Source organism: Citricoccus sp. SGAir0253 (assembly GCF_005877055.1).
Lineage (GTDB): Bacteria > Actinomycetota > Actinomycetes > Actinomycetales > Micrococcaceae > Citricoccus.
In genome coordinates this window covers 103,085-128,983 of sequence record NZ_CP039425.1, presented here as the reverse complement: position 1 = coordinate 128,983, position 25,899 = coordinate 103,085, and the positions used below count along the sequence as shown (strand labels likewise).

Annotated in this window: 25 protein-coding genes; 13 read left to right on the top strand and 12 right to left on the bottom strand. The window is 69.3% G+C overall.

Annotated elements, in window-relative coordinates:
• Positions 1-188 precede the first annotated feature (188 nt).
• Together E7744_RS16620 and E7744_RS16615 are read right to left on the bottom strand one after the other, a co-directional pair.
• Positions 189-710 (bottom strand): DMT family transporter, encoded by a 522-nt coding sequence (locus tag E7744_RS16620; protein WP_371415410.1) that lies wholly within the window; start codon positions 708-710, stop codon positions 189-191.
• Positions 692-1,207, bottom strand: coding sequence for a DMT family transporter (locus tag E7744_RS16615; protein WP_371415409.1), 516 nt, complete (start codon positions 1,205-1,207; stop codon positions 692-694). Before E7744_RS16615 ends, E7744_RS16620 begins: the two co-directional genes overlap by 19 nt.
• 210 nt (positions 1,208-1,417) lie before the next feature.
• Here E7744_RS16615 and E7744_RS15170 point away from each other — a divergent pair, with 210 nt between their 5' ends.
• Together E7744_RS15170 and E7744_RS15165 are read left to right on the top strand one after the other, a co-directional pair.
• Positions 1,418-2,248, top strand: coding sequence for a LysR family transcriptional regulator (locus tag E7744_RS15170; RefSeq protein WP_371415408.1), 831 nt, complete (start codon positions 1,418-1,420; stop codon positions 2,246-2,248).
• Complete coding sequence (locus E7744_RS15165) at positions 2,217-2,804, top strand: transposase (protein ID WP_137775184.1); 588 nt, start codon at positions 2,217-2,219, stop codon at positions 2,802-2,804. Before E7744_RS15170 ends, E7744_RS15165 begins: the two co-directional genes overlap by 32 nt.
• A 242-nt stretch (positions 2,805-3,046) precedes the next feature.
• Here E7744_RS15165 and E7744_RS15160 read toward each other — a convergent pair whose 3' ends face one another.
• A complete protein-coding gene (locus tag E7744_RS15160; RefSeq protein ID WP_246858697.1) occupies positions 3,047-4,495 on the bottom strand; it encodes an MFS transporter in 1,449 nt (482 codons plus the stop codon).
• Between the two features lie 64 nt (positions 4,496-4,559).
• Positions 4,560-5,822, bottom strand: coding sequence for a M20 family metallopeptidase (locus E7744_RS15155; RefSeq protein WP_246858711.1), 1,263 nt, complete (start codon positions 5,820-5,822; stop codon positions 4,560-4,562).
• 118 nt (positions 5,823-5,940) lie between these two features.
• On the opposite strand from E7744_RS15155, the gene E7744_RS15150 reads away from it, so the two are divergent.
• Positions 5,941-6,945: an Lrp/AsnC ligand binding domain-containing protein gene (locus E7744_RS15150; RefSeq protein ID WP_137775182.1), complete on the top strand. Its 1,005-nt coding sequence runs from the start codon at positions 5,941-5,943 to the stop codon at positions 6,943-6,945.
• A gap of 213 nt (positions 6,946-7,158) precedes the next feature.
• Here E7744_RS15150 and E7744_RS15145 read toward each other — a convergent pair whose 3' ends face one another.
• The 6 genes from E7744_RS15145 to E7744_RS15120 all read right to left on the bottom strand — a co-directional run bounded on the left by E7744_RS15145 (position 7,159) and on the right by E7744_RS15120 (position 11,701).
• On the bottom strand, positions 7,159-8,409 hold the full coding sequence (locus E7744_RS15145; protein ID WP_137774762.1) for an IS256 family transposase: 1,251 nt from the start codon (positions 8,407-8,409) through the stop codon (positions 7,159-7,161).
• 97 nt (positions 8,410-8,506) lie between these two features.
• Positions 8,507-9,679: a DUF1524 domain-containing protein gene (locus tag E7744_RS15140; RefSeq protein ID WP_137775181.1), complete on the bottom strand. Its 1,173-nt coding sequence runs from the start codon at positions 9,677-9,679 to the stop codon at positions 8,507-8,509.
• 317 nt (positions 9,680-9,996) lie between these two features.
• Entirely contained in the window at positions 9,997-10,341 is a 345-nt protein-coding gene (locus E7744_RS15135; RefSeq protein ID WP_137775180.1) for a hypothetical protein, read from the bottom strand.
• Between the two features lie 278 nt (positions 10,342-10,619).
• A complete protein-coding gene (locus E7744_RS15130; protein WP_137775179.1) occupies positions 10,620-10,874 on the bottom strand; it encodes a glutaredoxin domain-containing protein in 255 nt (84 codons plus the stop codon).
• A gap of 76 nt (positions 10,875-10,950) precedes the next feature.
• The gene (locus E7744_RS15125; protein ID WP_137775178.1) at positions 10,951-11,211 is read right to left on the bottom strand and encodes a hypothetical protein; all 261 of its coding nucleotides are present in this window, start codon (positions 11,209-11,211) and stop codon (positions 10,951-10,953) included.
• Between the two features lie 169 nt (positions 11,212-11,380).
• On the bottom strand, positions 11,381-11,701 hold the full coding sequence (locus E7744_RS15120; protein WP_137775177.1) for a hypothetical protein: 321 nt from the start codon (positions 11,699-11,701) through the stop codon (positions 11,381-11,383).
• 429 nt (positions 11,702-12,130) lie between these two features.
• Between E7744_RS15120 and E7744_RS15115 the strand changes: the two genes are divergently transcribed.
• Both E7744_RS15115 and E7744_RS15110 read left to right on the top strand, forming a co-directional pair.
• Positions 12,131-12,796: a helicase associated domain-containing protein gene (locus E7744_RS15115; RefSeq protein ID WP_168199881.1), complete on the top strand. Its 666-nt coding sequence runs from the start codon at positions 12,131-12,133 to the stop codon at positions 12,794-12,796.
• A 599-nt stretch (positions 12,797-13,395) separates the two neighbouring features.
• Positions 13,396-14,433, top strand: a complete 1,038-nt coding sequence (locus E7744_RS15110) for a YhcG family protein (RefSeq protein WP_137775197.1) — start codon at positions 13,396-13,398, stop codon at positions 14,431-14,433.
• Positions 14,434-14,798: 365 nt separating this feature from the next.
• Here the strand turns inward: E7744_RS15110 and E7744_RS15105 are convergent, their stop codons facing one another.
• Both E7744_RS15105 and E7744_RS15100 read right to left on the bottom strand, forming a co-directional pair.
• Complete coding sequence (locus E7744_RS15105) at positions 14,799-16,130, bottom strand: MFS transporter (RefSeq protein ID WP_168199880.1); 1,332 nt, start codon at positions 16,128-16,130, stop codon at positions 14,799-14,801.
• Between the two features lie 431 nt (positions 16,131-16,561).
• A complete protein-coding gene (locus E7744_RS15100) occupies positions 16,562-17,257 on the bottom strand; it encodes a GntR family transcriptional regulator (RefSeq protein WP_137775174.1) in 696 nt (231 codons plus the stop codon).
• Between the two features lie 260 nt (positions 17,258-17,517).
• Here E7744_RS15100 and E7744_RS15095 point away from each other — a divergent pair, with 260 nt between their 5' ends.
• The 8 genes from E7744_RS15095 to E7744_RS15060 all read left to right on the top strand — a co-directional run bounded on the left by E7744_RS15095 (position 17,518) and on the right by E7744_RS15060 (position 25,857).
• On the top strand, positions 17,518-19,035 hold the full coding sequence (locus tag E7744_RS15095; protein ID WP_137775173.1) for a sodium:alanine symporter family protein: 1,518 nt from the start codon (positions 17,518-17,520) through the stop codon (positions 19,033-19,035).
• Between the two features lie 123 nt (positions 19,036-19,158).
• Positions 19,159-20,097, top strand: a complete 939-nt coding sequence (locus tag E7744_RS15090; protein WP_137775172.1) for a dihydrodipicolinate synthase family protein — start codon at positions 19,159-19,161, stop codon at positions 20,095-20,097.
• A 119-nt stretch (positions 20,098-20,216) separates the two neighbouring features.
• A complete protein-coding gene (locus E7744_RS15085; protein ID WP_137775171.1) occupies positions 20,217-21,218 on the top strand; it encodes a proline racemase family protein in 1,002 nt (333 codons plus the stop codon).
• The gene (locus E7744_RS15080; protein ID WP_137775170.1) at positions 21,215-22,174 is read left to right on the top strand and encodes an ornithine cyclodeaminase family protein; all 960 of its coding nucleotides are present in this window, start codon (positions 21,215-21,217) and stop codon (positions 22,172-22,174) included. Before E7744_RS15085 ends, E7744_RS15080 begins: the two co-directional genes overlap by 4 nt.
• A complete protein-coding gene (locus E7744_RS15075) occupies positions 22,171-22,893 on the top strand; it encodes a GntR family transcriptional regulator (protein ID WP_137775169.1) in 723 nt (240 codons plus the stop codon). Before E7744_RS15080 ends, E7744_RS15075 begins: the two co-directional genes overlap by 4 nt.
• 8 nt (positions 22,894-22,901) lie before the next feature.
• A complete protein-coding gene (locus E7744_RS15070; protein WP_137775196.1) occupies positions 22,902-24,080 on the top strand; it encodes an FAD-binding oxidoreductase in 1,179 nt (392 codons plus the stop codon).
• The gene (locus E7744_RS15065) at positions 24,080-24,412 is read left to right on the top strand and encodes a (2Fe-2S)-binding protein (protein WP_137775168.1); all 333 of its coding nucleotides are present in this window, start codon (positions 24,080-24,082) and stop codon (positions 24,410-24,412) included. The genes E7744_RS15070 and E7744_RS15065 overlap by 1 nt, the downstream gene beginning before the upstream one ends.
• Complete coding sequence (locus E7744_RS15060) at positions 24,409-25,857, top strand: NAD(P)/FAD-dependent oxidoreductase (RefSeq protein WP_137775167.1); 1,449 nt, start codon at positions 24,409-24,411, stop codon at positions 25,855-25,857. Before E7744_RS15065 ends, E7744_RS15060 begins: the two co-directional genes overlap by 4 nt.
• The last annotated feature ends 42 nt before the right edge of the window (positions 25,858-25,899 follow it).

The following is a 25,899-nucleotide window of genomic DNA, read 5'->3' as shown; positions in this document are numbered from 1 at the left end:
TCTCTCCCAGGGCCGCCCACGGGCATTGCCTTGGGGGAGTGTTCTAGTTCCAAGGAACTGGGACAGGCTGGGCGACATGGTCTAAACCTGTCCGTGCGTGCGGTCTGGACGCGGAAGGAGCTGGTTGCCGAATCGTCGCTAGGGCCTGTCGTCGAGTGCTGGCATCCTCGACCCCGAGCAATGCCGAGTCATGCATCGTCCCTTCGTGTTCCCGCGGCCTCGACCGACATGGCGGGGGCCTTGCGTCGCGCACCGGTCAGCGTCACCCCCGCGCTGGCGATGATCACTAGGACGATGGCAAGGTTTCGCAGTACTCCGGAGTCCTGGTTGAGCAGGATCCACCCGAAGAGGGCGGCGAAGGCCGGCTCCAGGCTGAGCAGGATGCTGAAGACCGGGGCGGGTAGCCGGTGTCGCGCGGAAAGCTCCAGGGTGTAGGGCGCCACCGAGGACAGCAGCGCAACCACCAGCGCCAGGCCCAACAGCGCTGAGTCGCCGAACGCCCCGATGGCCCTGGGTGCTCCAAGCGGCGCCACCACGAGCGTGGCCACCACCAGCGTCATGGCCAGGCCCCCCGCCCCAGGAACCAGTTGCCCCACGCGGGCACTGGTCAGCACGTATCCGGCCCAGAACACCCCGGCCACCAAGGCCAATACCACGCCGACCGGGTCCAAGGTCGCGCCCAACGCGCTGTCTAGGCCCAACAGGGCCATGCCCCCAGCGCGACGGCCACCCACAGCCCGTCCAGGAGCCGGCGGGCCATGACCGCGGCGAGTACCAGCGGGCCCAAGAACTCGATGGACACCGCCGCGCCGAGCGGAATCCGCTCCAGAGACGCGTAGAAGCTTCCGTTCATGCCTCCCATGGCCACGCCGAAGAGCACCACCGCCGTCCACTGCTTCCGGGTCCAGGTGACGAACGCCGGCCGGACGATGACCAGCAGGATGACGGCGGCAATGCCCAACCGCAAGGTGGTCACCCCCCAGGCCCCCAAATGGGGGAACAGCTGCACGGCCACCGCGGCACCGAACTGCAGCGAGACGCTGGAACCGAGCAGCAACCCGACACCGGCCAGCAGGTCCCGCGGTGCAGCCCGCTGGGTGACCCGCGCGTGGGGGAGAGGCGCGGAACGGACCCCCCGGGTGGAGGCACTCGGACCGGATGCGACCGTCCCCGCGAGGTTCGCAGGCGCGGTGGTGGGCGTGATCATGGGCAGGGGGCTGGTCGAAGGAGTCACCATTCCATGCTTCGGCAGGTCCCTCATGCAGTCCAGCAACTCTGTCTCATGTACACCCATTAGTGGGCCTTCACAATAGGATCGAGGGGTGTTCTCCCTTCCCCGCCTACGGCTGCTCCGTGAGGTCCACTGCACTGGATCGCTGGCCGCCGCGGCGCGGGCCTTGAACTACACCCCTCGGCGGTGTCCCAGCAACTCAAACTGCTCGAACGGGAGACCGGCACGTCCCTGCTCGAACCGGTGGGCCGTGGGGTGCGGCTGACCCCCGCCGCCCACGGATTAGTCCGCCACACGGAGCGGATCCTGGCGAACCTGGAGGAGGCCGAGGCCGAACTGGCCGCCGTCCACGACGAGTTGCGCGGCAGCCTGCGGGTGGCGGCCTTCCAGAGCGCGGTGCTGACGGTGGCCCCCACCGTCCTGGACGCCCTGGCCCGTGATCACCCCGAACTGGAAGTGACCATTGCCCAGCGCGAGGTGGAGGATGCCTTCGAGGGGTTGCTGGCCCATGAGTTCGACCTGATCATCAGTGAGGAGTACCCGGGCCTTCCGGATCCTCTGCGCGAAGGGGTGGACCGCGTCGAGCTGCTGCGCGATCCACTCCACCTGGTCCTGCCGATGGATGGCCCGTGGTCGGCGCGCCCCGGCTCCCTGTCCGAACTGGCCGGGGCGCCGTGGGCCCTGGACGCGGTCGACACGTCCACCGGCGCCTGGGCGCGGGCTGTCTGCCGGCAGGCCGGCTTCGAACCGCGCGTACGCGTGGACACTCTCAATCCCCTGCTCCAGGTGGACCTCGTCCGATCGGGGCATGCTCTGGCCTTCGTCCCGGCCCTGCTGGGTCGCCGGCACCTGGGCGGCGTCCGGCCTGTGGGGCTGGTCGGCGCCCCCTATCGGCTGCTGTCCACCCAGGTGAGGTCGGGCCGCACCCGACACCCCGCCGTCGTCGCCTGCCGTGCAGCCTTTGCCGAGGCCGTGGCATACATGAGTGTCGACAAACCCGACTGGGCCCTCACCTGAGTCGGCGGCGACCGGTCTCGCGGACCGGGAGCTGGCCCTGCACCACGAGCCATGCCAATGCGGCATCCAGTCATCTGAAAAGGTGTGCGACGGCGGCCGAGCCGTCAACGCGGTGGGGCTGCTGGCGACGAGGGTCAACGGTGACGGCCACCGCGGGGTGTGGGGGCGGCGGGTGGCCACCAACGAGACCGGGGCGACCTGGAACGAGTTCTTCGCCGACCTGCAAGCCCCGGCCTGGCCGGGTGGAGCTAGTGACCTCCGATGCGCTCACCGGGCTCAAGGACGCCGTCGCGGCGAACCGGCCGGAGCCACCTGGCAGCACTGCCGGACCCACTACGCGGCGACCCGGATGGGCGCCACCCCGAAGCCCATGTGTCCGCGAGATCCGCCGCCGCACCGACGCCGTGGGCATCCTCCCGGGCGGCGATCATGCGTCTGGTCGGGGCGGTGCTGGCTGAGCAGACCGACCAATGGGCTGAAGGCCAGCGCTACCTCGATTTGGAGTCCTGGTCAGCTGCCGACTCACCCAGCGGTTCTTCGACGGCGCCGAAGATGAGGTCAGCGCCGACCCTGCCAGCGGCACCGCTGGGTCCGGCCCCCGGCGCCGGTCCGGGAGTTCGGTAGGCCCCTCGACTTGCTGTAGACCTGGACCTGCCCACCGCACCGGCCTTCCCACCACGGGTCCTTCGGCGGCGATGTGCCCTCGCCGCGCACTGGTGAGAGGGTACGCGGAACGCGCGGCCCGTCCGTCCAGCTCCTCCTTTGAGCCCTCGGTCGCGGGAACCTGTCAGTACCTCATCAGTCCTGGTCCGGCCTCACGCTCAGGATGACTGCAGACTTTCCTCCCGTGGTGCCTGACGGGTGGGCGCTACGGTCCTGTCGCCGCCCTTCGGCGTGCAGGTCAGCGCCCCGGGACTCCCGCAGGCCCCAGGTCGTGACGGCGCTGACAATGAGCAGTAGGACCGTGTAGACGCCGAAGAGCACCGCACCGTTCTCTCCGAACCAGGTACTGAACCCTGCTTGGAGGTACGCAGCAGATCCGCCGAACGCGGCGACGCACAGTGCGTAGGGGACCGCGATACCAAGTGTTCGGACGGACGTGGGGAACAGCTCGGAGTAGACCGCCGGCATGATGGCGGCCGATCCGGCGATAAACACCAGGACTGCTGCCATGGCGAGGCCCAGCTGCCATGCTGCGTCCCGGACGAACCAGGTGGCCGGGAAGAAGACCAGTGCTGAGCCGAGGGTGCTGGCCAGTAGGACGGGCCTGCGCCCGACCGTGTCGGAGAGTCGTCCCCAGAGGGGCAGTGCCACGATGAACACGACGTTGGCGCCCACTCCGGCCCACAGCGCCCCGGCCGGGTCAATGCCGAGCACGTTGATGGCGTAGGCGGGAGTGGACACACCCCACACGTAGTAGGTCACGGTCAACCCCACGGTCAGGCCGATCACTTGGAGGGCCTCTCGCCAGTGACGGCCCAGATCGGCGAGCAACCCGCCGGTCGAGGTGCTGCCGGAGGGTGCGGTATCAGCCGCGTCCGCTCCAACGGGCTCAACCGTGCCGCTCACGGCTGCCTTCTTCTCCGTGGTGTAGACCTCAGACTCCTCCATGCGGTAACGCATCACGAGTGCCACCAGTCCGAACAGTGCACCGAGGAGGAAGGGGATGCGCCAGCCGAAGACCTGCATCTGGGGGTCGGTGAGAGCGGTCGAGAGGACGGCGCCGAGCAGCGTGCCGAAGAGGATGCCGACGGTTCCGGAGACGTAGATCAGGGAGGCCCAGTAGCCGCGCCGCGCTGCAGGGGCCATCTCCGAGAGGTAGGTCTGGGCGCTGGGCAGTTCGCCACCGTGGGCCAGGCCCTGGACCAGTCGGGCGATGAGCAGCATCAGGGATGCTCCGGCCCCGATCGACTCATAGGTGGGTGTCAGGCCGATCGCCAGCGACCCCAGGGAAGCCAGTCCCACGCAGAGGGTCATCGACGCCTTGCGCCCGACTCGGTCGCCGATCCATCCGAACAAGAACCCGCCGAAGGGACGGGCGACAAAGCCGACCGCGAAGATCGCCAGCGTGGACAGGAACGCACTGGAAGGGTCGGACTTGCTGAACAGCTGCGTGGAGATGAAGGAAGCGAACGTGGCGTAGATGGCCCAGTCGAACCATTCGACGGCGTTCCCGGCGCCCGTGCCGAGAAGCGTCCTGACGACGCTGGCCCGCGGCTTCGCGGCGGGGATGCTGGTGGTTGGCACAGGTGTCTCCTGGGTGGTTCGAGGGGAAGATGGGAAGAGAAGAGAGAGGATGACGGCGGCGGTCCTAGCAGGTCGCGCTAGCGAGCCGGTCAAGGGCGAGGCGCGCGTACAGAGCGGTCCCGTCGGCGAGGACGGAATCGTCGAACACGGCATACGGGGAATGGTTGTAGGGGGCCCCCTCGTGGTCCGCGCCATTCGGCACGGCCGAGAGGAACAGGAAGGAGCCCGGCACCTCGGCCAGGATCCGGGAAAAGTCCTCGGATCCCGCCAGCGGGTTCGGAAGCTCCTGGTAACGGCCGGGGCCGAAGAGTTCTTCGACGGCGCTACGGGCGAAGCGCGTTTCGGCGGCATCGGCGACGGTCAACGGGTATTCCTCGATGTAGTCCACCGTGACCTCCAGTCCGTGAGCCGCTGCGATCGACTCGAGCAGACGGGGCAGGGAGGACTTCAAGCGCGCCTTGGCCTGCGATGAGAAGGAGCGGATCGTAGCTTCGAAGCGGGCAGTGTCCGGAATGACGTTGCGCTGCGTCCCGGCGTGGAGTAACCCGACCGTGAGCACCACGGGGTCGAAGACGTCGAACTGGCGGGTCACCATGGCTTGGAGGGCAAGCACCATCTCCGCGGCGACGGTCACCGGGTCCTTGGCCAAGAACGGGGCCGACCCGTGGCCGCCAGCGCCATGGACCGTCACGACCAGGCCATCGGATGAGCTCATGGTGGAACCGGGGCGAGAGAGGAAAGTGCCGCCGGCGGCGAGTTTGCCGCTCATGACGTGCATTCCATAGGCGGCGTCCGGGCGGCGGCCGGCCGCGTCTAGGACTCCCTCGCGGATCATGACGGCTGCACCGTCGTGGCCCTCCTCCCCGGGCTGGAACATGAGCACCACGTCCCCGGCCAGCTGGTCACGACGGGCCGAGAGGAGCCGCGCCGCACCGGCCAGCATGGCCGTGTGCAGGTCATGCCCGCAGGCGTGCATCACGCCGTCGGTACGCGATGCGTAGGGAACATTCGCTTTCTCCTGCACCGGCAGGGCATCCATGTCGGCGCGCAGCAACACGGTAGGGCGACCGTCGCGACCGTCGCGGCCGTCGTCTGCAGTCGCCGCGGTGCCGCGCAGCACGGCAGTCACGGAAGTGGTCTCAGTACCGGTCGAGATTTCGTATCCCAGTCCGTCCAGGGCGTCGAGTACTTTCTCCTGGGTGCGCGGCAGGTCAAGTCCGATCTCGGGTTCTGCGTGGAGCCGGTGCCGCAGTTCGGCGACGTCATCGGCGAGGGCACCGGAGTCTTCGAGCAGTGAGGCGGCGCGGTCGGCGGAGGAAATGGAGATGGCCACGGGATGTCCTTTCGGTGACGGGCTAATACATGAGGATGAGGCGACGCGCATCACGTTCTATCCGTACAGTAGGAAAGTTGCATGAATCGCTCGGTTGACCGAAGATTCCTGCATGGAGTTGCCTCCCGATGACCTCGAACTGGTCCACGCTCTCCAAATCGCCCCCCGGGCCTCCTGGGCCCAACTCGGCACCGCGCTGCGGCGGCACCCGGCGACGCTCGCTGCCCGCTGGAGCCGTCTCACTGCTGACGGCCGGGCCTGGATCACCGGCCACCTGGGCGCCGCCGGCGTGCACGGACACGTGGCCTTCATCAACGTGGAGTGCCGCCCGGGAAGCAGGGTGGAGGTGCTCGAGCGACTATGCGCGGCACCGGAAATCGACACCGTGGAAGAGGCAGCCCGAGCCTGGGACGCGCGCCTGACCGTCGTCGCGCGAAACTGGCAGTCCCTCACCCGCCAGGTGTTGCCCAAGGTCCGGGCGGACCCCGATGTCACGCGCACACAAATGACCGTGGCGACCAGGCTCTTCTCCACCGGCGGCAACTGGCGGTTGGATGTCCTCTCCCCCGAGCAACAACGCCGTGTCACCGCCCTCCACGTTGACGTGGTCCGTCCCGCCGGCGCGACGCCCCCACATCTCGAGAAGACCTTGGCCGTGCTGGCCCGCGACGGGCGCGCGACCGCTGCGGACATCGCGGCGGCTACCGGCACACATCCGACGACGGCCGCCCGTCAATTGCGCGAGGCATTAGAAAGCGGCGTGGTGGCCCTGCGCTGCGAATTGGCGCAGGAACACTCCGGATACCCGGTCGCCTGCCAGTGGTACGTGCGGATACCCCCGGCCCAGCTCGACGCGGCCGTACAGTATCTGCGCTCCCGCCGCACACTGCGGTTGTGCGCCTCCACGACCGGAGACGCCAACCTGACCTTCTTCCTGTGGCTACGCGCACCGGCGGATATCGCCGACGTCGAGGCCGGCCTCCAGGCGGCAGCACCGGGGGCACAAGTAGTGGAGTCCGACGTGGGAGTCCGCACCCATAAGAGAATGGGCTGGCTGTTGCGCGAGGACTCCAGGGCGACCGGCGAAGTAGTTACCGGCATGCCGCACGCCGCATAAACCCCTACCCGAGGCATTTCGGATCGAGACACAGCCCGTATGGCCACCTCGATTTCCTGCCGCGCTGCCGCCGCACCACCGTGAGCAACACCGGAGACGAAGTGGACACCGACACCGAACTCACCCTCGGCCTCAGCGCCTGACCCCACGAAGGATTAGAGCGCTAGGGACGGGACTGTCCGATAAAGGGTGTGTGGGGTCCGGCGGTTTTCATCAGTGAGTGGTTCTCTCGAACCGTCCGGCGAAGGTGATCGCGAAGGCGTTGAGCGCCGGCTTCCACCTCATCACCCAGCGTGCCCTCCCGCCGCCGGTGGGATCAAGGGACCGGGTGACGAGATACAGACACTTCAGGGCGGCTGCCTCGTTCGGGAAGTGGCCCCGGGCGCGGACCGCCCGGCGGTAGCGGGCGTTGATCGACTCGATCGCGTTGGTCGTGCAGATCACCCGGCGGATCTCCACGTCGTACTCCAGGAACGGCACGAACTCCGCCCACGAGGACTCCCAGAGCTGCACGATCGCCGGATACCGCTGACCCCACTCGTCCCTGAACTCGGCGAAGCGGTCCTTCGCCGCTTGCTCGCTCGGGGCGGTGTAGACCGGCTTGAGGGCCTTGACGATCCCGTCGCGGTGCTGTCGGCCGGCGTAGCGGAAGCTGTTGCGGATCAGATGCACGATGCACTGCTGGACCACCGTCCGCTCCCAGGTGGTCGTGATCGCCTCCGGCAGGCCCTTGAGCCCATCGCACACGGCGATGAGCACATCCTCCACGCCCCGGTTCTTCAGTTCGGAGAAGACCTGCAGCCAGAACCGGGCGCCCTCGGCGCCGTCACCGGCCCAGATCCCGAGGATGTCGCGTTCTCCATTGGTGGTGACGCCCATGACCACGTAGAACGGGGTGTTGCGCACCTGACCGTCCCGGACCTTGACCACAATGGCGTCGACGAAGATCACCGGGTAGAGCGAGTCCAGCGGCCGGGCGGACCACTCCGCGAGTTCCCCGGCGACCTTCTCGGTGATCCTGGAGATGGTGTCCTTGGAGACGGTGGCTCCGTAGACCTCCTCGAAGTGCGCGGCGATCTCCCCGGTCGTCAAACCCCGAGCCGAGAGGGACAGCACGATCTGGTCGATCCCGTCCAGGCGCCGTTTGCGCTTGGGCACGATCACCGGCTCGAAGGACCCCTCCCGATCCCGCGGCACCTCGATCTGCACGGGGCCGATCTCGGTCAACACCGTCTTCGATCTCGTGCCGTTGCGCATATTCTCCGCGATCGGCACCTCACCATGCTCGTGGCCGAGGTGCTCAGTCAGCTCCGCCTCGAGCGCCGTTTCCAGCACGTTCTTCGTCAGCTGGTTGAGCAGCCCGCCGGGGCCGACCAGGCTCACGCCTTGCTCCTTGGCCTGGGCGAGCAGTTGTTCGGCGAGTTGTTTCTGATCGATGATCTCTCCGGTCACGGGATCGATCATCGCCTCTGTTGCCTCGGTCGTGTCAGTCACGGCCGTCTCCTTTCGGATCAGGCCGGACCCTCACACACCGTTTTTCTTACAGTCCCCGCGGGGGGCGTCACTCGCAGTTGATGCCGTCGCTGTCGCCGTCGCGGTACCAGTGGTACTCGGGGTCGGTACCGACCACGTACGGGCCGTAGCCGGCGGCCTTGGCCTTGGCGCAGCTGCTGAACCGCGGGTCCGTGCCAGCCGCCTCGGCGGCCTGGGTGGTGGGCACCGGGGCGGGCGTGTAGGTCTTCATCGGGGCCGGCGTGTACGTCTTCGACGGAGCGGGTGCGGCGGTCGTGGGTGTCGGCGTGGGTGCGGGGGAGTGGGTGGAACGGGTCGTGATGGAGTAGGGCTGGGCCGCGGTGGCGTCGGTGGGCAGGGCCTGCTCGGGGCAGTCCGACAGGACCCGGGTCATGGCGTCCTTCTCCGCGGAGGTGACCCACAGGGCGTACTCGGCCTTGACCGCGATCTGCCGGGCCACGAACTCGCAGCGGAAGGACTTGTTGGCCGGCAGCCAGGACGCGGCGTCGGCGTCGGACTTCTGCGCATTGGCCGGCCCGTCCACGGCAAGCAGGTTCAGCGGGTCATTGGCGAACGCCGTCCGCTCCGAGGTCGAAAGCTGCTGGGCGCCCTTCTGCCAGGCGTCGGACAGGGATACCACGTGGTCGATCTGCACGTCATTGGAGGTGTCCTGGCCGCGCACGAAGTGGATCTCGGTGGCCGTGTACGGGTCATCCAGCACCCCGGTGAGCACCACGCAGTCGTGCGTGCCGGGCTTGAACGTCTCACCGGCCAGGTCGCGGGCGAGCATGTCGTTGCGGGTGTCGCAGCCGTTGCGGTCGGTGTCCGCCCAGGCCGGACCGAACTGCTCCCGGTCGTACCCGGTCTTCGGGGCCCTACCCTTCACCGCCAACTCCTCCAACGCGGCCAGGGCGGTGCCTGCCGGCGCCTTCATGGTCTCCTGGACCGACGGGGTGGCCGCGGCCGCGGAGGAGGTCGCCGCCTTGGGACTGGCCGTGCGGGCCGGAGTGGCCGAGGCGGAGGCCGACGCGGTTTCACTGGCGGTCTCAGTGGGGAAGGAGGACGCTGCAGCCGCCGACGGCGTGCTCGGCGCCGCGGCCGTCGTGGAGGCGGCGGTGGTCGGACTCGTGGACGTGGTGGTGTCGGTGCCGGTGCAGCCGGTGGCAGCCAGGGCCACGGCGAGGGCCGCGGCCGGGATGGTGATCGAACGGATGAGCCTCATGGCGATGTCCCCTCAGTGCTGCCCGAGGCCAACAGTCCCGACGCCGCCCTCCCCGGGCACGGGCGGCAGCCGGCACAGCCCCATTCCGGCGCGGGGTGCGCCGCACCGGAACTGAGCCCTCCCGCCGGTTGTGTACTACTCCCGGCGGACTAGGGATGATGGCTGTCCGGCCATGGTAGGCGGCCTGCCGGACACGGTTAGTCGGAAACGGCCCGCTGCGAGGACGCCCCCTCTGGCTTCACTTCTCCAGCCACGACCGGGGGACGTGGCGACGGCCCGGCATCGGGGCCAGCGTCCGGAGTTCGAGGGGTGCTCCGCTAGGGGCCAGGCTGGTCGTAGGGGTCCTGCCAGGAGGAGTCCTCGGGACGGATCCTGGTGACCCAAGAGGCGGGAATCCAGGCGTTGTGGACCTCGACGCCGTGGTCGACCTGCCAGTGGATCAGCACATGGGTGCCAGACCAGAACAGGGCCTTGGCGTCCACGGCTCCGCGGTCGGGCAACTGGGCCCGGACGTAGGGCTCGCGCCGGTACGGAGCGCGGACGGCGGGGTTCGTGGCCGAGAAGGCCGGTGGGTCAACAACCGGGGTGCCCGCGCCCTCCGCGGTCGTCCCGCTCCCGTAGGTTCCGGTGCCGGTCCCGCCGGCTCGTTTTGCCCATGCCACCGCTCGAGGATACGTCTGCCGACCTCGGTAGCAGCACTGATCCGTCCGGCCCAGCACGCGGCGAGGTCCAAGCTCGCCGTTCAGCTTGGGGAGAGGCCCTAGGCCGTCACGGCCGGCGCGGCCGGAGGGCCCGCCCGCGCCGGCCGTGACGTGCGCCCAACGCCGCGCTGGGTCGACTCGGGAAGAACCGACCCTGAGCTTGCACGCTTGCTTGCTAGCAAGCTGGCGTGCGTGGCACCGAGGGGCCGCGGCGAGTGCTCCCACCCTGGGAGGGGCGGTCAGGGGCGCCGCGCCAGGGTGGTGGTGATGCGGTGGATCTGGTCAGGCTGGAACCCTGACCAGTGGTCGTCGTCGGTGACCACGACGACGGGAGCCTGGGTGTAGCCGAGCTCAGTTTGGATGTAGTCGAGGGCTGCTGGGGTGCGGCGGACGTCGACCTCCTCGAAGGGCACTCCTGCGGTGGCCAGGGCGTTCTTGGTGAGCCGGCATTGCATGCAGGCCGGGCCGGTGGTGTAGACGGTGAGGGTGGTCATCGGGGCTTGTCTCCTTCGCTCCGTCGTCCCCTCCGGGGTATCACTCCGGGTGGACACGGTCGGTCGGGTCGGGCGGTTAGCGGAACAGGGCGGGGTCGATGCCGTCGCCGAACTGGGCGCCGGGGGCGCAGCGGGGGTGGGTGCCGCTGATGATCTGCTCACGCAGCCGCGCCTCGAGCCCGGGCAGGGCGTCCTGGACCAGGTGGCCCTCGGCCAGGGCGTCGGCTCCGGTCTGGGGGATGGTGATCCACCCTTGCTGGCCGCAGAAGGGGCAGGGCGGGGTGAGGATGTCGGCGCTGTTGTCGTGGAGGCTGTCGTAGATCGCGTGCCGGCTCATGGCGGGGACTCCTTCGGGGCGTGGTCGGTGGCGGCCGTACGTGTTCTAGGGCGGTGGGCTTGGCTGTGAAGTGCGGACCCTTTGGGGCCGGGGCCACCGTCCCCTCGGTGGGTTCGGCGGCCCCGGCCTCGAGGCGCTGCGCTCGGTGGTGGGTGGTGTCCGGCGGGGGTCAGGGTGTGGGTTGGGGGGTGTTGGCGTAGACGTCGCCTTCGCAATAGGTGAGGGTGTCGCCGGTGTGGGGGTGGGTGAGTTGCCAGTGGTAGTCGGCGGTGATCCAGTCGAAGGTCCACCCGGCGGGCAGCAGGGGCCCGTAGAGGGTGTGTCCGGCGTTGGCGGGGCTGAAGAACCCATCCCCGCTGGCCCCGGCCGGGCCCATGGGGTCGTAGTCCCGCAGGATGGTGATGACCTCGGCGGCGGTGGTCGGCCGGGCGTGGGTGAGTGCGGCCATCTCGGCCTCGCAAGCGGCCCAGTAGTCGTCCAGGGTGTTCATGGTGGGTTGGTCCTCTCCCTCGTGTCTTTTGCCTGCTGGCGAGCTCGCTCGCTGGTCCCGGACGCAGCCCGGAGCAACCCGTCAGGGCGGGCCCGGGGAGAAGTTCGGGGAGGAAATAAGGGACCGAGGCACGAGGGAGCGCCGAGCCGGAGTTGTCCCCGGGCCCGGCTCCGGAGCGGTAGCGCAGGGGCTTGTCCGGGCGGAGCCGGGACGTATCATCCGCCAGGACAGCAGCAAAAAACGGGTATGTACCGGCCCGTCAGGGCCGGGGCCGGGGACGGCGTCGTCCCGCCGTCCCAGGGCGGAGAGCCGGCCGGTCACGGCCGTCCGCGTGTGGGGGTCCGAGCAGGCGAGGACCCCCACCGTGGTTCTCCACAGGCCGGGCCGTCCCGGTCAGCGCGGCATGTGCTGCCGGGTAGCCTCTCGAGGGTGGGCAGGACACCGCGGGCGCATCCGGAGTGGGTGATGATGGCCGATGCCGGAGTGCCGTACGCGGTCATTGCCCGGCTGAATGACACGGACGCCAAGTACGTGCGTGATTACGTGCGCCGCCGCGGCGAGGTGATCCGTGGCGGGCCGGCCCCAGTGCCTCTGTGGGTGCATGACCGGCCGGTGCCCCGGCCGGCCGGCTACGCGGACACGGACCGGCGGTGGCGGGCCCGGCTGGCCCAGCTCGAGGCGTTCCTGGCTGAGCACCACCGCCGCCCGCACTCACCGCGGAACGAGACCCGTCGGGGCCCGGGCTCGGAGTGGGCGCTGGCCCACTGGCTCACCACCCAGCGCTCCAAGCACAGCGCAGGGAAGTTGCTGGCGCACCGGGTGAACGCCCTGGACCGGGTGCTGCCCTCTTGGCGGGTCGATGACCGGGCCATCGAGAACGAGGCGAAGTGGCGGCTCACCCTGGTCGAGGTGCTGCGCTTCCACCAAGAGCACGGCCGGCTTCCGGTAGGCACCCGGGGAGTGGAGGCCCGTGAGCAGGCCCTCGCGACCTGGCTGCGCAACCAGCGCGTGGACCACCAAGCCGGAGAGTTAAGTGCGGAGCGAGCCCACTGGCTGGACGGCCAACTGCCAGGATGGCGACATCCCGGCAGCTGACGGGGTCCGCTCGACTGGAAGGCGGAACCTGAGGACCGCTTCGAGCACCCCGGGTTTCCGGAAGTCTGTGACTGCCAGACTCCGGCCGTCATTGCCGGGGCGGGCCCGGGGGAGGAGCAGTGAGGAACGGGGGCCTGAGTTCATCAGGTTCACCGATGTACACCGCACGGTAGGAAGCGGCACCCCGGGACACTGCCGACTGCTCCCCCTGTCTCTCGAGATCACTCGCCGCTGGGCAATATCCCACTCGGCGCCCAGCCGGTCCTCAGGGTGGCTGCCTATGGTGGATCACACCTCATCAAGGTGCGAGTGATGGCGACAGAAGGCCCCAGCCTCCCCTCGGCTGGGGCCTTCGTCATGCCCGGCGCGCTCATACACCGGGGCACTTTCGTCCGGACCGCCGCGCCGCCGACGCTTCCAGGGCATCGGCCAGGCCTCCAATACCGGACGGGGAAGCCCTCCAGACCCGAGAGAACGCCCCCCTGACCGGCCCTCGGTGAGGAGCGGACGAGGTTCCGGCGGGGGAGAGGGGCGTGGGCACCCCAGCTCGGGCCACGTCCGGCGGCTCGGCTAGGGTCTGGTCCGTGAACCCGACGCCCATGGCCCCGTTGCCCGATGACTACACCGAGCTGCTGGAGTCCTTGAAAGACCGGGTGCGGCGGGCGCAGGCGACGGCACGGCGTACGGTCAATACCGAGCTGATCGGCCTGTACTGGTCGATCGGATCCGAGATCCTGGCCCGGCAGGACCGGCAGGGCTGGGGCGCCGGGGTGGTGCACCGGCTGGCCGAAGATCTGCGGGCGGAGTTCCCGCAGATGAAGGGCCTGTCCCGCAGCAACCTGTTCTACATGCGCGCCTTCGCCGCCAGCTGGCCTGGTTGGGACCCAAATGTCCCACAAGCTGTGGGACAACTGCCTTGGGGCCACATCCGAGTCCTACTGGACAGGCTTCAAAGCACCCGGTCCCGGGACTGGTACGCCGCGGCCGCGGTCGAGCACGGGTGGTCCCGCAACGTGCTGGCGAACATGATTTCCGGACAGGCAATGGAGCGCACCGGGTCGGCCCCGTCAAACTTCACCGAACTACTGCCGGCCCCGAGTTCGGAGCTGGTCCAGCAGGCCGCGAAGGATCCCTACAATTTCGAGTTCCTCGGGCTCACCGGGGAGATCGCCGAGAGGGACCTGGAGCAGCGGCTGACCGACCAAATCGTGGAGACCCTGCGGGAGCTGGGCCCCGGGTTCGCGTTCGTGGACCGGCAGGTGCACCTGGAGGTCGAGGGCGATGACTTCTACCTGGACCTGTTGTTCTTCCACGTCGAGCAGCTGCGCTACTACGTCATCGAGCTCAAGACGGGCAAGTTCCAGCCCGAGTACGCCGGGAAGCTGAACTTCTACGTGGCCGTGGTCGACGACCAGTTACGTCGGTCCTTCCATCACGACACCGTGGGGATTCTGATCTGTGGATCCAAGAACGACCACACGGTGCGGTACTCCCTAGGCCGAGCCACCTCACCGATGGCGGTCGCCGCCTACACCTACGATCAGCTCCCTCCGGCCGACCAGGAACTTGTGCCCGCGGAGGACCAGATCACAGCGGCCCTCGATGCCCTTCCCGGCGACTCCGGAACCACAGACTGACAGAGCAACAGGCTGACAGAGCCTGCCATTGGACTTCAACGCTGCGCCGGGAAAGCGAGCGGCATCCGAGTCTTTGGCGCGGTCGGAGGGCATGCCCTTGGAGGAGATGACCCGGCAGCGACGGGAGACCGTCCGCGACGACCGCCGGCATACGCCTGAATAAAGAGGCCTCCTGCCTCAGCGGAAACGTGGATCCCGTTGCCCTAGACAGGTCGACGGCGCCCCTGCATCGCGGCAGGGGCGCCGTCGGCGGCCGGGATCAAGTGTGCCGACGCCTCCGGCCACGACTCTCCCGGGGTCCTCGGGGGGCATGGCTGGCAGGACGCACCTGGTGCAGGCCGTTGCCTGGGTTGGGAGAGACCGTCTCAGTGACCGGTGGGTGTTCCGGCAGCGATGTCCCGCAGTTCGTCCTGCCGTCTCTGGTCGTCACGGTCCTTATCCGGGGCGGGGGCGGCGTCCTGCATCGACCGGTGGCTGGTTTCCGGCATGGTCCACAGCACCGCGAAGGCGAGCACCGTGACGGTGACGATGTACCAGGCGGGGGCGATGGAGGAGCCAGACCAGGCGATCAGGGAGGTGGCCAGCAGGGGCGCGGTGCCCCCGAAGATGGTGAAGGCCATGTTGTAGCTGATGGAGGCCCCGGTGTAGCGCACCCGTGCCGGGAACATCTCGACATAGGCCGGCCCGGCAGGCCCGAACACTGCGCCGAGGGCCAGCCCGAGCAATGCTTGGGCCCCGATGGCGGCACCGAGGGTGCCGGTGCTGACCAAGAGGTAGGCCGGGATGGCGACCAGCGCGCTGAAGGCCATGGCGGTCAGCAGGGTTCGGCGGCGTCCAACGCGGTCGGAAATGGCCGCGACGAGTGGAACGGTAACGAAGGTGACGAGCAGGGCGATGCTGTTGGACAGCAGGGCGTCCTGTGAGGACAGTCCGATCGTCACGGTCATGTAGGAGTAGAAGTACCCGGTGAGCGAGTAGTAACCGAGGCTGGCCACGGCGGCCATGGCGAAGACGAAGAGCATGGCACGCCACTGCTCGGAGAAGACGGTGCGGATGGGGGCGGATTCAACCTGGCGGGTCTCGCGCATCTCCAGGAACGCCGGGGATTCCTCGACGCGGGTCCGGATGTACAGTCCCACGATCGCCAGCGGGGCACCGAGCAGGAAGGGAATTCGCCATCCCCAGGACTCGTAGTCTTCCCCGGAGAGGACGGTCGTGAGTCCGAGGACCAGCAGGGCGGCGATAACCGGCGGGAGGTTGGAGGCGGTGTAGACGATGCCCACGTTCCGTCCGCGGGTGGCGATGGGGGAGTGCTCGGCGACAAAGGAGTTGGATCCGATAGTCTCCCCGGCCGCCGAGAGTCCCTGAATCATGCGCAGGACGACCAGCAGGATCGGTGCCGCGACGCCGATGGCAGCGTAGGTGGGGAGCAGGCCGATGAGAGTGGTGGCCACGCCCATGAGCAGGATGACCGCGGCCAGGATCTTCTTGCGTCCGTAGCGGTCACCGAGACCGCCCAGCAGGAAGGCGCCCACGGGGCGGGCGATGAAGCCGACGGAGTAGACGGCGAAAGTGGAGAGCAACGCCGCGGTCGTGTCGAACTCCGGGAAGAATTGCCGGGCGATCACGGGCGCGGCATAGGCGTAGACCGCGAAGTCGAACCACTCGACGAAGTGACCGATTGCGGAGGCCGACATCACCTTACGGACGCGGCGAGACTTCTCTCGCTCAGCAGGGGGGCTGATGGCAGACATGGGGACCTTTCAGGCGGGATGGACTGTCGAGCTTGAGCTGCTGGGTGCCGGCCGAGGCGCGCTGACCACAGGCCAGTCCCGGGCCCGGATGCTTCCTCCTTGCCGGGCGGGCGGGGATGGCCGGAGCCCTGACGCGAAAAGCACCTCGGAAGCAGGGTCCCGGAAGCACGCCCGTGCCGACCGCTCGTGGCGGCCTGCGGCAGCGGAGAGCCCTTCCGAAGATGGAGAAGGGCCGACTCATGCGGTGTGTGACATATTACATATCACCATGGGGCCGGTCCACGGATTAGCCGGTTACCTTCCGGCCGCTCTCCACCCTGTGCCGGTGCACCCTCGTTCCCTGCAGAAAGGTTTTGGGTCCGACACCCCGATCTCTACCCCGGCTCTCCAGCGTCGCCGGCCCATTCCTCGCGGACGTGGCCGATGTGCTGCCGGGTGAGGGCGGCGAGTTCCTCGGCGTGGCCCTGCGCGCCGAGCTCCACCATGCGGACGTGCTCCTCGGCCAGCGTCGACAGCGCCCCGGAGGCGAAGAGGCTCTCGAGGCCGAACAGGCGCGACCGGGTGCGCAGGTCTCGGACGAGTTCCACGAGCTGGGCGTTGCCGTGGATCGTGAGGAACTCCGCGTGGAACTGCGTGTCCGCCTCGATGTAGGCGAGCAGGTCCCCGGTCTGGGCGAAGCGGACGATCTCCTCGGCCAATGGGCGCAGTGCGGTGATCGTGGAGGCGACCTCCGGGGTGGAGGCCGCGGCCTGCGCGACGGCCGCCATCGCCGGAGGCTCAAGGTACAGGCGGATCTCGGCGAGTTCGTCGAGCTCGGAGGCGTTCAGGCGACGGACGCGGAAGCCCTTGTTGCGGGCCACCTCGAAGTGCCCCTCGGTCACCAGGTCCAGCAGGGCCTCGCGCACCGGGGTGGCGGAGACCCCGAATTGCTCCGCAAGCTTGGGGGCTGAATACAGTTGTCCGGGCTGCATCTGGCCCGTGACCAGTGCGGCCCGGATCGCCGCCGTGACCTCCTCGCGCAGGTTGAGCCGCCCGACCAGGCCGGGCAGGTTGAGTCCCTCGGTGTCCATCCGTGCATTCCCTTCGTGGGTTCCAGCCGCAGCCTCAACTCTAGAGCGGCCCCCTCGGGCCCGGCGCCACCGCTCCAGGCCGGCCCAGTGGTGGAGCAGTGTCGAGTCCACCAGGTGCCTTGCCTCATGCTGTGTGACATGTAATATTTCACTCGTTGTGATCTGGCCCACCCTGATGGCTCGCGAGTCCTCTCGACTGGAGCTGGGTCGATGCCCCGTCGCGGGTACTCCTGCACCTCTTCCCGACCCCCGAGGAAACGATGGACCTTCTCACCGCAATAAGCGACAACCTCTGGAACCCCATGGCGTACTTCGCGCTGGCCGTGGGACTGTTCTTCACCGTCGTGACCCGGGCGGCCCAGTTCCGCCTGATCGGCGACACGCTGCGCCAAATCCTCAAGCCCAAGGCGGATCATGGCGGCGGGATCTCCCCGTTGCAGGCCCTGCTACTGACCATCTCCAGCCGGGTGGGAGTGGGCAATATCGCGGGCGTCGGCACCGCCGTGGCCGCCGGCGGGCCCGGCGCCCTGTTGTGGATGGTCGTCTGCGCCCTGCTGGGATCGGCCAGCTCCTTCGCCGAGTCCTCCTTGGCCCAAGTCTTCAAGCGCAAGATCAACGGGGAGCACCGAGGCGGCATGCCCTTCTACGTGAAGCACGGCCTGAGGATCAAGTGGTTGGCGGCCGTCCTGGCCGTGATGACCATGCTCGGGTACGGGTTCCTGTTCCCGGGCGTGCAGTCCAACAACATCGCCGGGTCTCTGGAACACGCCTTCGGCCTGCCGGTGTGGGTGTCCGCCATCGCCGTCACCGCCCTGCTGGGCTTCGTGATCCTCGGCGGGACCCGCCGCATCGTCCATGCCGCTCAGTTCATGGTCCCGCTCATGGCCGTCGGGTACATCCTGGTGGCCTTCATCATCGTCATCATCAACCTCGAGGACCTGCTGCCCACGCTGGGCCTGATCATCTCCAGCGCCTTCGGCGCCAATGAGGTGTTCGCCGGCATGGCCGGATACGCCATCGCCTGGGGCGTGCGCCGTGCCGTGTTCTCCAACGTCGCCGGCGTCGGCGAGGGCACCTACGGCTCGGCCGCGGCCTCCGTGACCCACCCGGCCAAGCAGGGCCTGGTCCAGTCCTTCTCCATCTTCATCGACACCGTGGTGGTCTGCTTCGCCACCGGCATCATGATCGTCATGACTGGGTCCTACAACGTGTTCCGGGACAGCGGCGATCCCGTCGTCACCAACCTCGAGGGCATCGAGGCCGGCTCGGCCTACACGCAGGAAGCGGTGAACTCGGCCCTGCCCGGGTTCGGGCCGGGATTCGTGGCCATCGCCCTGTTCTTCTTCGCCTTCACCACCCTGGTGGCCTTCTACTACATCGCCCACACCAATCTGGTCTTCCTCGTGGGCCGGGAACCGGGCCCGATCCTCAACCTGGCCCTGAAGCTGGGCATGCTCGCCATCACCTTCTACGGTGCCGTGGAGTCGGCCGACGTGATGTGGACCGTGGGGGACATCGGCTATGCCTCCCTGGGCTGGATCAACATGGTGTGCCTCCTGCTGCTCTCCCCGGTGGTCTACAAGGTCATCCGGGACTACGACCGCCAGCGGACGGACGGGCTCGACCCCGTCTTCGACCCCACCGCCCTGGGCATCACGGGCGCCGACTTCTGGGTTCAGGACCACCCGGCCGGCGACCGCGTCGACACCGATGCCGCCCACGGCGGCGCCGAACCAGGCTCGTACACCCGGGTCGCGGGCAAGGCCCCCAGGGACTGACCGCCGCCACGTGGGGCCCACACTTGCACAGTAAAATGTCACATAGTACTATGGGTGACGAGGGCCACGCTTTCCCCCTTTTCTTCACCTCACCCCTTCCTGACGTTCGAAAGGACGAAACCGATGACCGCAACCGCAACCGCCCCCGACTTGGCGACCACCGCCGAGAAGAAGCCCTGGCACGGCGTGCTGGTGGCCTCCTCGCTGCCCTTCAAGGACGACCTCAGCGTTGACTTCGATGCCTTCGCCGAGCACGTGCGCTTCCTGGCCGAGAACGGCTGTGACGGCATCGCCCCGAACGGCTCCCTGGGCGAGTACCAGACCCTGACCGCCGAGGAGCGCGCCCGGGTGATCACCACCGCGGTCGAGGCCGCCCCGGAGGGGTTCACCGTGATGGCCGGGGCCGGTGCCTACGGCGGGATGGAGTCCCAGCGCTGGGCCGAGCAGGCCGCCGAGGCCGGGGCGCAGGCGATCATGCTGCTTCCCCCGAACAGCTATCGGGCCACCGAGGAGGAGGTCGTGGACCACTTCCGCCGTGTTGCCTCCGTCGGCCTGCCGGTCGTGGGCTACAACAACCCCATCGACACGAAGGTCGACCTCACCCCGCGGATCATCGCCCGGCTGCACGGGGAGGGATACATCGTGGGCGTCAAGGAGTTCACCGGTGATCCGCGCCGGGCCTACGAGATCAAGGAGCTGGCCCCGGAGATGGACCTGCTCATCGGCACCGATGACACGGTCCTGGAGATGGGCATGGCCGGGGCCGTGGGCTGGGTGGCCGGTTACCCGAACGCCATCCCCCAGTCCACGGTGGAGCTCTACCGCCTGTCCACCTCGGGCAAGTCCGAGGACCTGGACCGGGCCAAGGTCCTCTACCGTGACCTGCACAAGCTGCTGCGCTGGGACACCAAGACGGAGTTCGTGCAGTCCATCAAGCTCTCCATGGACGTGATCGGCCTCAAGGGCGGCGCCTGCCGTCCGCCGCGCGGCCCGCTGTCCGCGGCGGTCCGCGAGCAGGTCATCGCCGACACCCAGGAAGTGCTGGCCAAGGGCTACAACTAAGCCTGCAGCCCGGGTGCGGGCGGGGCGCCTCCGATGCCGCCCCGCCCGCACCCGCACCCACCATCCCTGCGGGCCCTTCACCATGGGAGGGCCCCTCATCGACCAACGGAGACGCCAGCATGAGGACGAGCCGTATCTTCCACGCCGTGGATTCCCACACGGAGGGCATGCCCACCCGGGTGATCACCGGCGGGATCGGCACCATCCCCGGGACCACCATGGCCGAACGCCGGCTGTACTTCATGGAGCACCTGGACGGCATCCGCACCTTGCTGATGACCGAGCCGCGCGGCCATGCCTCCATGAGCGGGGCCATCCTACAGCCGCCCACCCGTGACGATGCCGACTTCGGCGTGCTCTTCATCGAGGTCTCCGGCCTGCTGCCGATGTGCGGACACGGCACCATCGGGGTGGTGACCGTACTGGTGGAGACCGGGATGGTGCCCGTCGTGGAGCCGGTAACCACGGTCCGCCTGGACACTCCTGCGGGTCTGGTCGTCGCGGACGTCGCAGTCGAGGACGGCCAGGCCGTGGCCGTGACCATCCGCAACGTGCCCTCCTACGTGGACCGGCTGGACGCGGTCGTGGATGTCCCGGGGTTCGGGCCGGTCTGCTACGACCTGGCGTTCGGCGGCAACTTCTACGCCATCGTCGACCTGGAGCAGCTGGGGCTGCCGTTCGAGCGGGACCGCAAGGACGACCTGCTCGCCGCCGGGCTGGCGATCATGGAGGCGATCAACGCCACCGAGGAGCCCGTCCACCTCGAGCGCGACGACATCCGGGGCTGTCATCACGTCTACCTCAAGGCCCCGGGGTCCACGTCGGCCCATTCCCGGCACGCCATGGCCATCCACCCGGGCTGGTTCGACCGCTCTCCCTGCGGCACCGGCACCAGCGCGCGCATGGCTCAGCTGCACGCCCGCGGGGAGCTCGCCCTGGACACCGACTTCGTCAATGAGTCCTACATCGGCTCCCGGTTCATCGGCCGACTCACCGGCCAGACCACGGTTGGCGGCCGGCCCGCCGTGCTGCCGACCATCACCGGACGGGCTTGGCTGACGGGCACCGCCCAGTACTTCCTCGATCCCACCGACCCGTACCCGGAAGGATTCCTGCTGTGACGCTGCCCTACTTCGACGCCGACACCATCCGCCGGGTCCTGCCGTTCGAGCGTGCCATCCAGGCCCTGGAGGATGGCTTGCGGGGCGAAGTGGATCCCGAACGCGACAGCCCGCGCCTGTTCAGCCCGGCCCCCGAGGGCGAGTTCCTGCTGATGCCCACCGAGGGCGGATCCCGGTACACCGGGGTGAAGGTGGCGACCATCGCCCCGGGCAACCCAGCCCGCGGGCTGGACAAGATCCAGGGTGTCTACGCCCTGTTCGACGCCGACACCCTGGCCCCGCTGGCCACCATGGAGGGGGCCACGCTCACCGCCATCCGCACCCCGGCGACCACCCTGACTGCCGTCAAGCACATTGCCGCCGCCGCCCCAGAGGGGGAGGCCCTCGGCGCGGACCCCCGCATCCTGGTGTTCGGCGCCGGCGTGCAGGGCCTGAACCACGTCCGAGCCGCCCGGGCGGTCTTCCCGGACGCCACCGTCCAGGTCGTCGGCCGCAACCCGCAGCGCCTGGCCGACCTCGTGGCCACCCTGGCCGCCGAGGGCATCCCAGTCACCCCGGTGACCGGGGACCCCAGTGCCGCGGTCCGGGAAGCGGACATCATCGTGTGCGTGAGCACCTCCCCGGTGCCCCTGTTCGACGGGTCCCTGCCCCGAGACGGGGCCATCATCGCCTCCGTCGGCCAGCATGGGCTGGATGCTCGCGAGGTTGATGCCACCCTGGTCCGGCGCAGCGATGTCGTCGTGGAGGGACGTGCCTCGTCCTGGCGTGAGAGCGGAGACCTGATCCCGGCCCGCAGCACCGAGGAATGGCAGGCGATGGACCTGCCCAACCTCAAGGACCTCGTGGGCGGCCGGCTGCGCCGGACCCCGCAGACCTGCTGCCTGTTCACGGGCGTGGGCATGTCCTGGGAGGACCTGACCCTGGCCGGCGTCGTGTATGAGGAGTGCACCTCATGAGCCTCACTGCCGGTGCGCCGGCGTCCCCGCCCGGGACGGCCACCGCTGCCGCTTTCGACCCGGTGGTCCGCTCCACCAGCCTGCGCGAGTCGGTCACGGAACGGCTCCGCGCCGCCATCGTCACCGGTGAGATCGCCGAGGGCCAGGTGGTGTCCGCGCCGGCGCTGGGCCAACAGCTCGGTGTCTCCGCGACCCCGGTGCGCGAGGCCATGATGGACCTGGCCCGCGACGGGCTGGTGGAGACCGTCAAGAACAAGGGCTTTCGGGTCACCACCGTCACGGACCGGGAACTGGACGAGCTGACCGAGATCCGGCTGCTGCTGGAACCGCCCACTGTGGCCAGCGTGGTCGGCTCCGTGCCGGTGGACGGTCTGGTTGTCCTGGACCGGCTGGCAGACCAGTGCCTGGCCGCCGCCCAGGCCCAGGACCTGAGCGGGTTCCTCACCGCCGACCGCCAATTCCACGCGGCGATCCTGGACCACGCGGGTAACGCCCACCTCACCGAGCTCTCGACCTCCCTGCGCCGACGCACCCGCATGTACGGCCTGCACGCCCTGGTCCGCCAGGGCAAGCTGGCCGACTCGGCCCGCGAACACCACCAGTTGCTGGACCTGATGCGCTCCGGCGACGCCCTCGGCTGCCGCGAGCTGATGGCCCGGCACATCAGCCACGCCCGGGGCATCTGGGCCGGCGCCTGCGACCCCGGAAAGGACCGGTGATCGGCACCATGGGTACGACCAGCGACGTCGTGGTGATCGGCGCCGGCGTCATCGGCGCGGCCATCGCCTACTTCGCCACCCTCGAGGGGCTCCGGGTCACCGTCGTGGAGCGAGACTTGCCGGCCAACGGCACCTCCTCGGCTTGCGAGGGCAACATCCTCGTCTCCGACAAGGAACTGGGTCCCGAACTCGAGCTCACCAAGTACTCCCTGGGCGTGTGGAAGGAAGACCTCGCCGAGCACGCCGGACTGTGGGAGTTCGAGAGCAAGGGCGGGATCATCGTGGCCTCCCGGCCCTCCAGCCTGGCCTCCCTGAACCGGCTGACCGCCACCCAGCGCGGCTTCGGCATCGACGCCCAGGACCTGTCCATCGACCAGCTGCGGGACCTGGAGCCGAACATCTCCCCGGACGCCCTCGGCGCGGCGTACTACCCGCAGGACAGCCAGGTCCAGCCCATGCTGGTGGCCGCCCACCTGCTGCGGATGGCCCGCGCCCACGGTGCCGAGGTGACCACCGGGGCACCGGTCACCGGGTTCGTGCGCGCCGGCGACCAGGTCACCGGGGTGCACACCGTCGCCGGGACGTTCCACGCCCCGGCCGTGGTCAACGCCACCGGCACCTGGGCCGCCGACCTGGCCGCCCACGCCGGCGTGGACGTACCCGTCCGGCCGCGCCGGGGCTTCGTCATGGTCACCGAGCCGTTGCCGCCCATGGTCCACCACAAGGTGTACGCGGCCGAGTACGTGGACAACGTCGGCAGCTCCGATGCCGGACTGCAGGGATCACCCGTCGTGGAGGGAACCCCGGCGGGCACCATCCTCATCGGCTCCAGTCGCGAACGCGTCGGCTTCGACCGCACGGTGAGCCTGCCGGCCCTGTCCACGATCGCCCGCAACGCCATGGAGCTGTTCCCCTTCCTGCGCGAGGTCAAGGTCCTGCGGCACTACCACGGCTTCCGCCCCTACTGCCCGGACCACCTGCCCGTCATCGGCCACGACGACCGGGCCCCCGGGCTCTGGCACGCCGCCGGCCACGAGGGAGCCGGCATCGGCCTGTCCGTGGGCACCGGCAAGCTGATGGCCCAGGCCCTGGCCGGCCGGGACCCGGACCTGTCCCTGGATGCCTTCGCTCCCCACCGGTTCGGCGAGAGCATTCCCCACCCCGTCCACCTCGAGGAGGCGAAGTGATGGACCAGCCCCAGCCCCCCGGCATGGTCACGGCCACCTTCAACGGCGCCGCCCTGACCGCCGCCGCCGGTTCGACCGTGGGTGCCGCCCTGGTCACCAACGGCATCCGGTCCTGGCGCAGCACGCGCGCCCATGACCGGCCCCGCGGACTGTTCTGCGGGATCGGGGTCTGCTTCGACTGTCTCGTCGAGGTCGACGGTGCCCCCAACCAACGCGCCTGCATGGTCACCCTGCGCCCGGGGATGGCCATCAACGGTACTGCCCCCACCACCTGCGCCCCCGGCCAGGACGGCCCCGATACCCCGACCGCAAAGGCCGGTGAGAGCGCATGAGCACCCTCCCGGGATCCTCTGACCCCGTCGCGCCCATAGCCGATGTGGCCGTCATCGGAGCCGGGCCTGCTGGCCTGGCCGCCTCGACCGCCGCGGCCGAGGCGGGGGCGTCCGTGGTGTGCTTGGACGCCAACGACCAGCCCGGCGGGCAGTTCTGGCGCCATGCCGCCGAGGACGTCCACCCAGAACAGGACGGCACCGGCCACCACGGCTGGGCCACCTACCAGGACTTGCGCCGTCGGTTCGACGCTGGCATCACTGCAGGCCGGATCGGGTTCCGTCCCGGTCAGCAGGTCTGGATGGTCCAGCGCGTCGAGGACGGGTTCATCCTGCGCACCACCCCGAGCCACGACACCGACGCCCGCGACGGGCTCACCGTCCGGGCCCGCCGCCTCGTCATCGCCGCCGGTGGCTATGACCGCCAGCTGCCGGTACCGGGTTGGGACCTGCCCGGCGTCATGGCCGCCGGCGGCATCCAGGGCTTCATCAAGACCAACCACCAGGCCCCCGGGAAGAACGTCGTGATCGCCGGCACCGGCCCGTTCCTGCTGCCCGTGGCGGCGAACGTGGTCCAGGCCGGGGGTCGGGTGCTGGCCGTGTGCGAGTCCACGAACCTCACCGGGTGGGCCGCGGGGCTGGGCGCTGCTGCCCGGGTGCCCGCCAAGGGGCTCGAGGGTGCCGAGTACGCCGCCTTGTTCCTGAGGAACCGGATACCGTACCGGCTGCGCACCGGTGTCATCGCCGTGCTGGGGGACCAGCACGTCGAGGCCGTCCAACTCGCCCGCCTCGACGCCCAGGGTCGGCCGGTGCCCGGCACCGAGCAAACCCTCGAGGGTGTGGACACGGTCGGCTTCGGCTGGGGCTTCACCCCCCAGGTGGAGCTGCCGGTGTCCCTGGGCGCCCAGACCCGGATCGACACTGACGGCTCACTGGTCTGTGTGGTCGACGACCGCCAGCAGTCCACGGTGCCGGGCCTGTACCTGGCCGGGGAGGTGACCGGCGTCGGGGGAGCGGTCCTGGCCGTCGCCGAGGGCGAGATCGCCGGACGCGCCGCCTCCGGCGCCGAGTCCGACGGCGGCGCCCGCCTCAGGCGGACCGTGACAGCGCACCGGGCCTTCGCCCAAGCCATGCACACCGCCCACCCGGTGCCCCAGCACTGGCAGGACTGGTTAGAGGAGGACACCATCGTCTGCCGGTGTGAAGAGGTCACCGCCGGGGACATCACCGCCGCCCGGGACGAGCTGGGCGCCGAGGATGCCCGCACCGTGAAGTCCATGACCCGCGCCGGCATGGGCTGGTGCCAGGGCCGGGTCTGCGGGTTCGCCGCGTCCTGCATCGCCAGTGGCGCCCAGGCCACGCAGGACTCGCTGCGTTCGGTGGCCAAGCGGCCCGTCGCCCACCCCGTCGCCCTGTCCGACCTGGCCGCCCTGGACACCGCAGACTGACCCCTCCTCGCTCCTTGAGGACCGACCACCCCGTACCACCAG